We start from the raw sequence: 11,713 nt of genomic DNA, 5'->3' as shown, positions 1-11,713 counted from the left end.
GACAACAGTGGAGGGAGAAATAACTTGCCAAGCGGGAGAAATATATAAGGTACATGAAAAAAAGAAAGAAAAAGGCATCGTGAAAAAAGCAATAAGCAGGGTAATAACCTGTACAGGGGTGGGTATAATTCTCCTTTTGGCTGTTCCTATAGCGGTTTGCGCAATGATGATAGCCGCTGTCTGGTGGACTACAGATAAAATAGTTTCGGCTATAAACAGCGGCGATGATTTTTAAACAGCTTTCACCTACATTACTCTATAAATAAAAAGCAAAAGCTCTGTGAACCGACATAGGTTTCACAGAGCTTTCGCTTTTAAGGATGAGTTAACATGTTTTCTGAGATTTTTTAAGTAAAACCGCTCCAAGGGCGGTGAGAATTATAATTCCCACAAGGGATAGAATAAGCTGTAAATTGTTGAAAAACAGCTTGTTTGCGGAAAGTATCGACACCATGCTGAAATTGTCAAGGATTTTAAAATCAATCATTGAAAGAATAGCAGGCGCTCCGAAAATTGCAAGATTTAAAAGCACGGAAATTATCTGAGATTTTAAAAGAGAGGAAATACCTAAGATAATAACCGTAAGGCTTATAACGCCCAAAAGCCTTATAAGATACAGAATTATCATATATACCATTATGGGAAGTGACATAAAGCTTTCGGAAAGCACCATAAGGTTTTGACTTTGGCTCATAAGATTTTCAAAGCCGTACATTTTCAGACAGTAGATAAAGTCAGGCGCAAAAGCCAAAACACACATGATTACGGAGAGCATAAGACAGGCTTTAACCTTTGTGCTTACAGTTTTTCCCTTGCCTTTAAGGGTGGTTGTTAAAATCTGATTCATTCCTGTGGCTTTTTCCATGGGGAAAAGGCTTGTAACCGATATCGCGATAAATAAAATCAGGAAACATGCAGAAGCTGACGCAGTTTTTGAGTCCGGATTAAACAGGTATGAATAACCGGAATAGGGGACAAACTCCGCATTTTCTCCCTGGGCTTCAAGCTCCTGCAAATGATAGGCAAGAGGGAGAAGCTTGCTTTCGATGCTGTATGCCTTTGTCCTTGCTGTGAAATTGTCACTGCTCAGAGCGGCGTTTTCATCGTACTCGGATTGCAGATAATTGAGTTTTTCCTCTGTGTATTCGCCCTTTAATGTTTCCATATAGCTTATTTCGCACTGCTCGTAGGCGGTTAGTGTGTCTTTTTTCGGGTAGCTTAGAAACTGCACCGCAATAAAAACAGCGAAAATAATAATTGCCCCGTTGCTTACAAAAAGCTTGAAACATTCGTAACTGAAAATTCCTGAGGAATATTTTTTCCTGTGGGGAGAGGGCAGGCGGGAAAAGATTTTAAGCTTTCCCTTTTCCTTTTTGGATTTTACAAATATTAAAACGCTTATTATGGGCAGAACCAGTGCAAGTACCGCCATAATTATAAGTGAAATGGTAAGCACGTCCATGGGGATTGAAAAGATGTTGAGGTTTACCTCGCCGCAGAACAGTGAAGTTCCGGAAAGAAAGTTTCCCAAGTTCAAAAAATGAAGCTGTGCCATCGGTGAGGTTACGGGAATTACAAAGTAGAGAACATAGTTTATTGCTAAAATTATTCCCGTTAAGCCATAGGCGGCAATGCCGTTTGCGAAAATCACAGAAAATACTATTGCGATTGACGCCACAATAAAAAATGCAAAGGCTTTTACAATCCATAAAAGAATGAAATACTGCCAGATGTTTATTTTTATGGTGCTTGCGGCAAAGCCCGGCAGTGACTGTACCGGTCTTGAAAGGTCGCCCAAGCCGTATACAACAGCGGAGTACAGCAGATTGACGGAAAGAAAGATAAGGGAAAGAAAAAAGCACATTATAAGCACTGCGAATATTTTAGCAAGTATAACCTGCTTTCTGCCTTTCTTTGTTGTCCTGATAACAGGCATTATGCCCTGCTGGTGTTCCTTTATAAGAAGCTCGCCCACAATCAAAAGGAGAATAAACACTGTTATAATGTCCCCGGTAAAAAGTCCCGTGGCGGCGGTTATGCCGTGGGTTTTGTCAAAGGACACAGGCGTTCCATGGAGGCTTTGAAAGTCCTCTGCCATTTTTAAAGCGTTGTTGTAGGCAAAGGAGCCTTTTTCTCCGAAGATTGAAACAGATGTCTTTTTCAAGGCGTTTTCCTCTGAGTCCGTGAGAAAATCCTCGTAGTTTTGTATAAACAAAGCTTCCTCGTAAAGCTCATTTAGAAAATCTTTTTCGTCGTACAGATTTTCGTCGTAGCCGGTTTCCGGGTCGTTTATTTTTTCCTGTATGACGTCTATTTTATTTTTAAGAAATGAAACCCTTTCGGATGTGTTCAGGTTTACCATTTCCGCAAAAACACTGCGGTAATTCTGGGGTGTGAAATAGGGATTTTCCTGGGTTTCAAGGCTTTCGGTGTAGTAGAAAATAAAAAGATTTATACCCAAAGCCATAATAAGCAGTAAAGCAATTTTTCCGGTGAGAATTTTTTTAAGTTCCCATAAAATCATTTTTTCTCACCTCTGTCGTTGAACATATACAGGTAAACATCCTCAAGTGTGGGAGGGAGGACGGAAAGTCTGGGGGCTTTGGGCTTTTTGTCGGAAACCACTCTTACCCATACCGTGTCCTTTTCGTCACGCCTTAAATTTCCCACCACAAAAAGCTTTTCAATAAAGGGAATGTCTTTCTCCCTTGCGGGAAATTCAAAAACCTTGCCCTCTGCTGTTTTAAGCCATTTTGACGGGGGCAGACAGCCGTAACACACGCCGCTTTTCAGCATAACCACCTTTTTGGCGATAAATTCAATATCAGGCACAACATGGGTGGCGATTATTACAATTCGGTCAAAGGCGATTTCCGAAATTAAATTTCTTATTCTTATGCGCTCCTTGGGGTCAAGGCCTGCGGTTGGTTCGTCAAAGATAAGTATTTTCGGGTCGCCCAAAATTGCCTGTGCTATTAAAACTCTCTGCTTCATTCCGCCGGAAAAGCCCCCAAGCTTTTTGTCCAAAACATCATAGAGATTAACTTTTTTTGCCGCCTGTTCCACCATTTTGGGGATTTCCCTTTTCGGGATACCCTTTAAAGCGCACATGTACCACAAAAAACGCCTTGCGGTAAAGTTGTCGTATATTCCCTGCTGCTGGGGCATATAGCCTAAAAGTGAGCGGTATTGGTCGCCCATTTTTAAAATGGGGGTGGAATCCCAAAAAACCTCGCCCTTTGTGGGGCTTATGTTGTCGGTGATAATTTTCATCATTGTTGATTTTCCCGAGCCGTTGGGCCCTAAAAGTCCGTATATGCCCGGCTTGAAGGTGAGGGAAAAATTGTCAAGGGCTTTTTTCTCACCGTACTGCTTTGTTATGTTTTTTAGTTTAAGCTCCATATAACCGCCCTCCTTTTATATAGTTTTTGCTATTGTCAATCCTCCCAGCTGTAAAAAGCAAAGGGTTCGCTTTGAGGATTGTTTTTATCTATTAAAACGTAGCTTTGTCCTGTTATAGTGTAAGAATTTTCACCTGTCGGAACTTTTTTGTCGGTTCTTGTGCCTATATAGCCGCTGTCCGTCAGAAAGTAGATATTTAAATCATCACTGCCGCCGGTTATGGCGTCTGCCTCGCTTTCGGAGAAGCCACGCTGTTTTTTCTCAAATTCTTCCTTGTCGATGGTTTTTTCTTCCTGAGTTTTAAGGTCAACGGCAAAATATTTTTCCGGAACAAAGGTCAGAGAATCATTCACCGTAAATGTGTAGCCGTATAAGAAATTATCGTCGGCGAAAACAGGGGAAGTCGCCGCTTTGTTTTCATAAATTACTGTGTTTTCACCTGTTTCAACATTGTATTTATATACATTGTAGGTTCTCTGTTTCTCGTACTCCATGAATTTTCTGCTGAATTCATCCCAGTTGTTACCCTGCAAATCGCTTTCGTAAAGCTCGCTGTACATGTCTTCGTCCATATGGGTGGTGAGATAAATTATTTCAGAACCGCAGACAGCTATGATGCTCAAATTGCTTGCCTGTGTTAATTGGTCTATAACAGTGGTTTCTTTTCCTGTTTTCGTTTTTACACAGTAAATTCCGTAATAGGATTCACCTGTGTTAAAGTTTGAAACCTCTGCCAAATAATAAAGGTAGTCGCCGGAAACTCGAAAGTCACTGGGAAAGACATAGTAGCCGTTTTCTGCCAATTCTTTTCCTAAAGCTGCGATTTCTTCAGGGTTTGTGTAGTCTATGTCCGATTTTATAACGGTTACAACTGCTTCTTCAGAATTCAATATGTAGATGTTGTCGCCGAAAACACTGTAACCTGAAGAGTAACCGACATATCCGTGACAGCTTTTGCCGGAGTGCTGACAGTCCTTTTTGTTGCACAGTATTACATCCTCTTTGGAAGAAGCGTCAAAATAGTGGAGTATACCGTTTCTGTCATTAAAAAATACTCCGTCCCTGTAGACAGTAAAATTATATGCGCTGTAATTGCTTTTCCAGCTTAAAGCCTGCTGTGTTTCTTCATTGCCGGAGCAGGCAGTAAATGCGGACATCAATAAAACAAGACACATAATCAGTGAAAGTTTTCTAAACTTCATAAAATCACCCCGTTAGCAATATGGCTCTGCTTTTTTATTCGCAGAGCCAATATTTTAATAAAAATTTAATTTTCAGAAAGAGCTAAACCTGCTCTGAAATACGGTCTATAATCTCTTGAATACCCAGTTCCTCAAGGTGCTGGGCGATTTCAGCCATATTTTTTTCTATGCTTTCTTCAGTTATATTTCCGTTTTCATCGGCTAAAACTCCGTTATCATAGAAAAAGTTTCTGGTTATTTCACAGACATAAAGGTCGATTTGTTCTTTTACATCCTCAAGTCCAGTAAGGTCAAAACCGTTTGGTTTGTCAATCTCCTGAGCGTTTTCCAATGCTTCAAGATAAGGGGCGATACGGTCGCCGTTTTCATCTTTTGGAGAGAAAGCTACTCTGCAAAGTTCCTCATCAAAAAGGCTCACATAGTATTGGTCACTTTCTGAGTAAAGGGACTTTTTAACATCCTTGTCTGTTATGAGGTCGTAAAGAAATGCTAAAGCTTCATCCTTTTTCTCGGTTTTTGAGGATACAGCAAGACCGCAGAGACTTGTTTTTTGTATGGATTCCGGAGAATAGTAAATATATTTTCCTGAACCGGTGGGCAGAAGAGTAAAATCGCCTGCCACTATAGGTAAATCCTTTACTCCGTGCCCCATTGAATTGTTTATATCAAAGGTGTCTAATTGCGTTGTATATCCCTTTTCACGATATCTCACCATAGCTTTTACATAGTCTATAAAGTATTCATCGGAGAAAAGGTTAAAAACTTTCGGCTCTGTTTCCCTTGTCATTCCCACTCCCGAAACCGGGAAAAGATAGGTATATATTTCAAGATAAAACATCAGATTTTTGGGTACAACGTAGTGAAAACCGTAAACACCGTATGGAAGAACGTATTTTTTATCAATGCTTGTGTCATGATTCACTATATCCACAAGGCTGTCTGTGGGAAGATATATAAGGGTGCTTGAATATTGTGAAAGCTTTTCAAGAAGCTGGTCGGCTTCTGTTATATCCACCATGTATTCTTCCATAGGCAGTTGAGCTTCCTCGAATAACTTTGTCTTAACTCCAAAGCTTGTGCCTACTGATATTGCATTTTTTACTGAGCTTATGTTGGTGGGGAATATGTACTGAACGCCGTCAAATTTTCCGTAATTCGGATTTTCCTCAAGCACGTATTCCTTTAAAATGGATTCCTGCTGTTCGTCCGAGAAAACACCATCGAGAGGCAGAAGACAGCCGTTATCAACGCAATTTATAATGTCTTGAAGATACAATGTAAAATCATCGGGATTGTTGCTGTTTTCCAGGTATAAAATATCGAAATCGGAGGAAAGTTTTTGGTAGTCTATTGTCATTGTTTCTTTGTCCTGATAGTCTGGATAGATAAATCCGGCAATATCTACACGATAGTCTTTTTTCAATTTCTCAAGTTTTGCATTGAGAGAGTTTTCAAGACTTACTGCATCTTCTTCAGAACACCTATAAATGCCAAATTTAAGCTCAACTATGTTTTTATCGCTGTCACAGGCTGTCAAAATAAATATTGACAATAACAAGCAAATGAGAACAGACAAAGCTTTTTTGCATATTCTGTTTATCATTAATTTCCCTCCTATTTTATAGTATTTTTATGGTACAGGTAATACAGGTGTTCCGTAAGATGTATTGATATAATGTCCGCCTCCCAAAGAGTGAGATCCTTTAGCGTAATAAAGCTTATTGATAGAACCGGGTGCTGAGTAATCACTTATAATAGCGGAATTGCTGGTAGCAGGACCGCCAGCTTCGTCATCAAAAGCTCTATTAATAGGGTCTTTTTCACTGGCGGTTTCGTATTGAATATACAGTTTAGCATAGCAATACTGTATATTCGGACGGTATGTTGTTGCTGTAACTTTGAAGTCACCTTCAACAAACAATGCACCCTCATATTCTACGCCGCCTGATTCTCCATAAGCATGGTCTACTTCCTCGGCATTAACAGATACGGAAAACAACGCTGTTGTCAAAATCACACCGGAAAGTATAGTGCTTATGATTTTTTTAACACGTCTCTTCATATAAAATACTCCTTTCTGCAGTAAATTATGGAAAAACCATTTATATCATTTTAATATTATTTATTTTTGATTTAAAAGGCTGGATTTTTAAGATAACAGCACATCGGACTCCCCTCATAAAATAGTTTACTGTAAATTACATATAAAAATAATCAATTTATTTAAAATTTATTATGGTAAGAGTATAACATATTAAAAATATAATTGCAAGCTTTTTGCGTCATTTTTTAAAAATTTCAAAGCTGTTCTTCAAGTCTGACTATAATCTCCTGAATACCCAGTTCCTCAAGGTGCTGGGCAATTTCTGCCATTCCTTTTTCTACGCTTTCATCGGTGAGCTTTCCGTTTTCATCGGCTAAAACTCCGCCGCTGTAGAAAAAGTTTCTGGTTATTTCACAGACATAAAGGTCAATTTGTTTTTTTACATCCTCAAGTTCAGTAAGGTCAAAACCGTTTGGTTTGTCAATCTCCTGAGCATTTTCCAGTGCTTCAAGATAAGGGGCAATACGGTCGCCGTTTTCATCCTTTGGAGAGAATGTTACATCGCAAAGCTCCTCGTCAAAAAGACTTACATAATATTGACGGTGTTCTTTGTACAGGGACTTTTTAACATCTTTGTCTGTTATGAGGTCGTAAAGAAACGCTAAAGCTTCATCCTTTTTCTCGGTTTTTGAGGATACAGCAAGACCGCAAAGACTTGTTTTTTGTATGGACTCAGGGGAATAGTAGATATATTCTTCCGAGCCGGAGGGCATAAGCGTCCAATCTCCCGTAACTATTGTCAAATCTTTTCTTCCGTGTCCCATGGAATTGTTGATATCAAAGGTATTTAACGGTGTTGTATAGCCTTTTTCACGGTATCTCACCATAGCTTTTACATAGTCTATAAAGTGTTCGTCTGAGAAAAGGTTAAAAACCCTCGGTTCGGCTTCCTTTGACATTCCCACTCCGGAAACCGGGAAAAAATAGGTGTAAGTATCCAGATAAAACAAAAGGTTTTGAGGAACCACATAGCTAAATCCAAAAGCGCCGTATGGAAGGGTATATGTTTCACCATCGCCGGAGTTGTGTTTTTCTATATCTAAGCTGCTGTCTGTTGGAAGATATATAAGGGTGCTTGAATATTGTGAAAGCTTTTCAAGAAGCTGGTCGGCTTCTGTTATATCAACCATGTATTCTTCCATAGGCAGCTGAGCTTTTTCAAATAACTCTGTCTTAACTCCAAAGCTTGTGCCCACAGTGCTTGGATTTTTTACGGAGCTTCTGTTGGTGGGGAATATGTACTGAACACCGTCAAATTTTCCGTAATCAAGATTTTCTTCAATGACATATTGCTCCATAATTGTGTTCACTATAATTTCCTCCTGACCCTCAAAAAAGATGTCGTCAAGAGCCATGAAACATCCGTTTTCCACACAGTTTATAATGTCTTGAAGATACGATGTAAAATCATCGGGATTGTTACTGTTTTCCAGATAGAAAATATCAAAATCTGAGGAAAGCTTTTCATAATCATCGCCGTAATCAGAATAATTAAAGCCGGAAATATCCACACGGTAGGGCTTTGACAGGTTTTCAAGCTCCGCATTGAGAGAGCTTTCCAAAATTACGGCGTCTTCCTCTGAACATCTGTAAATACCCCATTTAATTGTGGCTGTGTTTTGTTCTTTCTTACATCCTGAAAGGGTCAGCACGCCTGCAAGTACAGTGAATGCAAGCAGACAGCACAGAATTTTCTTAAAATTTTTCCTCATAATATCAACTCCTTACTTTTGCAATTATTTTTAATATTTCGTTAATTTAATTATATAATATCCAAAAAACTTTTCAACAATTTATGTAAAAATTAAGAATTTTTTAATAATTACAGAAGCTGCACATAAAAAATCAGCGCCCGAAAGGACGCTGACTAATATATAGTTATATTAAAGTATTTCTAAAAGATTTTTGCTGTTTTTCCAGAGGATTTTTTCTTTCAGTTCATCGGAAATGGGAAGCTCTTTAAAAAGCTTCAAAGCGTTTTTCTGGTCATCCCAAGGGGAATCGGTTCCGAAAAGAATTTTGTCGGGATTGTGGTTTTGTAAAATTCTTAAAATCTGCTTTTCATCAAACTTTCCTATGGTGAAGCTTGTGTCGATGTATACATCTTTGCCCACAAGGCAATCCTCAACATCATCCATATATTCATAACCGCCCATGTGTGCGGCGATTATTTTTGCACCGTTAAGTCTTGGGAGAATACCGGCAAGTCGTTTCGGTGTGCTTCTGTGAACATCCGGGAATGATGGGTCCATTCCGCAGTGGATTAAAATTATAAGTCCCAGCTCTGCGGCGTATTCCATAATGCGGACAACCGCTTCGTCGTCGAGATACAGTCCCTGAAAATCAGGATGTATTTTTATTCCCTTTATTCCTGCGGATTTAAGCCTTTTAAGCTCGTCTTTCATGTCGGGATTTAAAGGATGACAAGCGCCGAAGGAATAAAGTCCTGTTGTATCGCCCTCGTTGTTTATCTCTATTGCATAATTGTTTATTGAATGAACCTGGTCTGCTCTTGAGGCTACCGGCATGTTTACGCTTATGTCAATGCCGTTTTCTCTCATGGATTTTATTAAATCCTCTTTGGTTCCATTTAAAAAGGCATGAGCGCCGGCGGAACTTTCCAAAGCCTTTATAGCGTGGGGTGCAAGCTTTGGCGGAAAAATATGTGTGTGAATATCTATAACCATCTAAACACTTCCTTGATTTAAAGCTATAATTTATTAAAAGAATACAGTATAATTATACATCTGTTTTCATAGCAATTCAAGTTAATTTTTCCGTTGTTTATTTGAATAAATAAAAATACAGGGGAAAATACTACTTTAAAACAGTATGATAAAGGTGATAACTATGAAAAAAATCACAAAAGAGGAATATTCAAAGCTGACAGAGAAAATCTCCCCGCCGTCGCCCACATTGAAAAACTGTGTGTTTGCATTTCTTATAGGCGGTTTAATATGCACCGTTGGTCAGATTTTTCTTGATACCTATTTGAGCTTTGGTTTTTCAAAGGAAGAGGCAGGAATGCTCAATACAATTACAATGATTTTTATAGGCGTAACATTGACGGCTTTCGGAATTTATGAAAAGATAGGAAGCAAGGCGGGAGCAGGAACTCTGGTGCCTATAACAGGCTTTGCAAACTCCGTGGCGTCCTCAGCAATCGAATTTCGCACAGAGGGTTTCATAACCGGAGTTGGCGTTAAGATGTTTGTAATAGCCGGCCCGGTAATAGTCTACTCGATAGCCGCAGGCGTGGTTTACGGGGTTGTTGTTTTTCTTATGAAGATTATAACAAAGGCATAGGAGGTAAAATTCCTATGCCTTTGTTATAGAGTTTGTATTCTTGCGGAAATAAGATTTATCAGATTTTCTTTTTGTTTGTCGGCGATTAAAGATTCTTTGCACATTGAAATGAGTTTATCTTCCGATTTTTTCAGCTTGTCTATCATTTTCTCGGCGGCGGTTTTTGAAAGACCGGAGTTTTCGGCAAACACAAGAAAATCTTTTCTGCGTATGTTTGTTTTTTTACCGTTCATTGTCAAGGCAAACTGTTCCTTGTCCTCCGGCATTATTGTATTGACAGGAAGCAGGTCATAGGCCGGTGAGAGAACATATTCCCCTGAGCCTTCAAAGGTTTCTATAAGGGAAAAGTTTTTAAGATGCATGTCGGAATTTCCAACAATATATGAAAATACAAGACGCATGAAAAGCTCTGTCATATCAAGTCCGGTTCGTGAGGAATATTTGCTTATTATTTTTGCACAGCGCTCATAGGAGCCTCTGTATTTATCCTGTGTAAGCCTCAGGTCAAGCTGACAAAAATCTTCCATAGCCAGCATCTGTATTTTTCCTTTATCAGAAAAAATTCTGTCCACACGTTTTGTTATATAGGCGAGATTTTCTCCGTCTTTTACAAGTGCATGAGGAACCGTAGGAATTCCAACAACATCAGCCATTGTCATTATAAGCTGTTCCGCCTGAGGAAGACATTCAAATTCTTCTACCTGAGGTTTTAAAATGTATCCGGTGGGATAATTTACGATTGTAAGCTTTGTTTTTTTATCGGTTGACAGATGGAGAGATAATTTTTTCTGTACGCCGGGAACGGTGTAACCTCTGTTTATATTTTCTGATACCAAATGTATCAAAGCTTGGTTTGATATTTCAATTTCCGGAAGCTGTGCAGTTCCGAAAAATTTTTTGATACAGCTTTTATGCCAGCCTGTTTCGTATTCCTGTGTTTTTAAAGGCTTACCGCAGCAAAGACAGTTCATATGCGTTCCTCCCTTATACTTACATTTCCTATGCAGTCTTTACAGGCAACCATGAGAAGCTGAAACCTGTCTTTTGTGTCGATTTTCCAGTTTCTGCTGACGATATTTAACAACCAGCCTTCGGGTATTAAACCGTCAAAAAAAGGAAAAAGAACTTTTGATGTGTACATTTCTTTTTGTAATGGAAGGGTAAGGGACACGGGAGCAGGGTTTTGGGATAAAAGATAGTTTTCATCGTAGAGAAAAGAATAACCGCTGTCTGTTTCTTTTAATTCTCCTGCGTAAATATTTCTCACATACACATAGGCAGTTCTGAGAGTCTGCATTACTTATCTTCCTTTCTGCCGGGAACCGCTTCCATGCCGAACATGGCAAGTGCGGCGTTTACTTTGTCCATTCTTACTGTTTCTTTACCTTGTTCCAAATCCCTTACAAATCTAAGGCCAAGCCCCGAACGCATGGCAAATTCCTCCTGGGTAAGACCTGCCGCTTTTCTGTTTTCTTTAATAAATCTGGCAATCCTGTTCATGGTATCACACTTTCAATAATTTTATTGTTAATAATTATTTTATACCTTATCGGGTATAAAGTCAATGATTTTTTATAAATTATACCTTTTCGGGTATATTTTATGTGTTAATGATAATTTTATACCTTATCGGGTATAAAAATAAACTTAGATTTTCAAAAAAGGAAATAAAATCTCATAGATAAATTGCTGTCAAAAG

General features: G+C 38.9%; 12 protein-coding genes. 2 read left to right on the top strand and 10 right to left on the bottom strand.

The features are described 5' to 3' along the window. The first annotated feature begins 7 nt into the window (after nucleotides 1–7). A complete protein-coding gene (locus tag CGICJO_RS01330; protein ID WP_087376958.1) occupies nucleotides 8–235 on the top strand; it encodes a hypothetical protein in 228 nt (75 codons plus the stop codon). A gap of 90 nt (nucleotides 236–325) precedes the next feature. Here the strand turns inward: CGICJO_RS01330 and CGICJO_RS01325 are convergent, their stop codons facing one another. The 7 genes from CGICJO_RS01325 to CGICJO_RS01295 all read right to left on the bottom strand — a co-directional run bounded on the left by CGICJO_RS01325 (nucleotide 326) and on the right by CGICJO_RS01295 (nucleotide 9,395). Beyond that, nucleotides 326–2,524, bottom strand: a complete 2,199-nt coding sequence (locus tag CGICJO_RS01325) for a hypothetical protein (protein ID WP_486499343.1) — start codon at nucleotides 2,522–2,524, stop codon at nucleotides 326–328. Continuing rightward, complete coding sequence (locus CGICJO_RS01320) at nucleotides 2,521–3,402, bottom strand: ABC transporter ATP-binding protein (protein WP_486499342.1); 882 nt, start codon at nucleotides 3,400–3,402, stop codon at nucleotides 2,521–2,523. The genes CGICJO_RS01325 and CGICJO_RS01320 overlap by 4 nt, the downstream gene beginning before the upstream one ends. 35 nt (nucleotides 3,403–3,437) lie before the next feature. Continuing rightward, nucleotides 3,438–4,604 carry a hypothetical protein gene (locus tag CGICJO_RS01315; RefSeq protein WP_486499341.1) on the bottom strand — a complete coding sequence of 389 codons (1,167 nt, stop codon included), beginning with the start codon at nucleotides 4,602–4,604 and terminating at the stop codon, nucleotides 3,438–3,440. Nucleotides 4,605–4,686: 82 nt separating this feature from the next. Beyond that, nucleotides 4,687–6,207 carry a hypothetical protein gene (locus CGICJO_RS01310; RefSeq protein ID WP_486499340.1) on the bottom strand — a complete coding sequence of 507 codons (1,521 nt, stop codon included), beginning with the start codon at nucleotides 6,205–6,207 and terminating at the stop codon, nucleotides 4,687–4,689. Between the two features lie 27 nt (nucleotides 6,208–6,234). Continuing rightward, nucleotides 6,235–6,666, bottom strand: a complete 432-nt coding sequence (locus tag CGICJO_RS01305; protein ID WP_486499339.1) for a hypothetical protein — start codon at nucleotides 6,664–6,666, stop codon at nucleotides 6,235–6,237. A 236-nt stretch (nucleotides 6,667–6,902) separates the two neighbouring features. Continuing rightward, nucleotides 6,903–8,420, bottom strand: a complete 1,518-nt coding sequence (locus CGICJO_RS01300; protein ID WP_486499338.1) for a hypothetical protein — start codon at nucleotides 8,418–8,420, stop codon at nucleotides 6,903–6,905. Between the two features lie 171 nt (nucleotides 8,421–8,591). Continuing rightward, entirely contained in the window at nucleotides 8,592–9,395 is an 804-nt protein-coding gene (locus CGICJO_RS01295) for an amidohydrolase family protein (protein ID WP_486499337.1), read from the bottom strand. A gap of 163 nt (nucleotides 9,396–9,558) precedes the next feature. On the opposite strand from CGICJO_RS01295, the gene spoVAC reads away from it, so the two are divergent. Beyond that, nucleotides 9,559–10,014, top strand: a complete 456-nt coding sequence (gene spoVAC, locus CGICJO_RS01290; protein ID WP_242968277.1) for a stage V sporulation protein AC — start codon at nucleotides 9,559–9,561, stop codon at nucleotides 10,012–10,014. 23 nt (nucleotides 10,015–10,037) lie between these two features. Here the strand turns inward: spoVAC and CGICJO_RS01285 are convergent, their stop codons facing one another. The 3 genes from CGICJO_RS01285 to CGICJO_RS01275 are packed head-to-tail and all read right to left on the bottom strand — an operon-like array spanning nucleotide 10,038 to nucleotide 11,514. Further along, complete coding sequence (locus CGICJO_RS01285; protein ID WP_087376938.1) at nucleotides 10,038–10,985, bottom strand: HipA domain-containing protein; 948 nt, start codon at nucleotides 10,983–10,985, stop codon at nucleotides 10,038–10,040. Beyond that, nucleotides 10,982–11,311, bottom strand: coding sequence for a HipA N-terminal domain-containing protein (locus CGICJO_RS01280; RefSeq protein WP_087376936.1), 330 nt, complete (start codon nucleotides 11,309–11,311; stop codon nucleotides 10,982–10,984). The genes CGICJO_RS01285 and CGICJO_RS01280 overlap by 4 nt, the downstream gene beginning before the upstream one ends. Next, complete coding sequence (locus CGICJO_RS01275) at nucleotides 11,311–11,514, bottom strand: helix-turn-helix transcriptional regulator (protein WP_087376934.1); 204 nt, start codon at nucleotides 11,512–11,514, stop codon at nucleotides 11,311–11,313. The genes CGICJO_RS01280 and CGICJO_RS01275 overlap by 1 nt, the downstream gene beginning before the upstream one ends. Nucleotides 11,515–11,713: the final 199 nt, after the last annotated feature.

Source organism: Candidatus Limousia pullorum (assembly GCF_057405065.1).
This window is presented reverse-complemented; position numbering and strand designations above follow the sequence as displayed.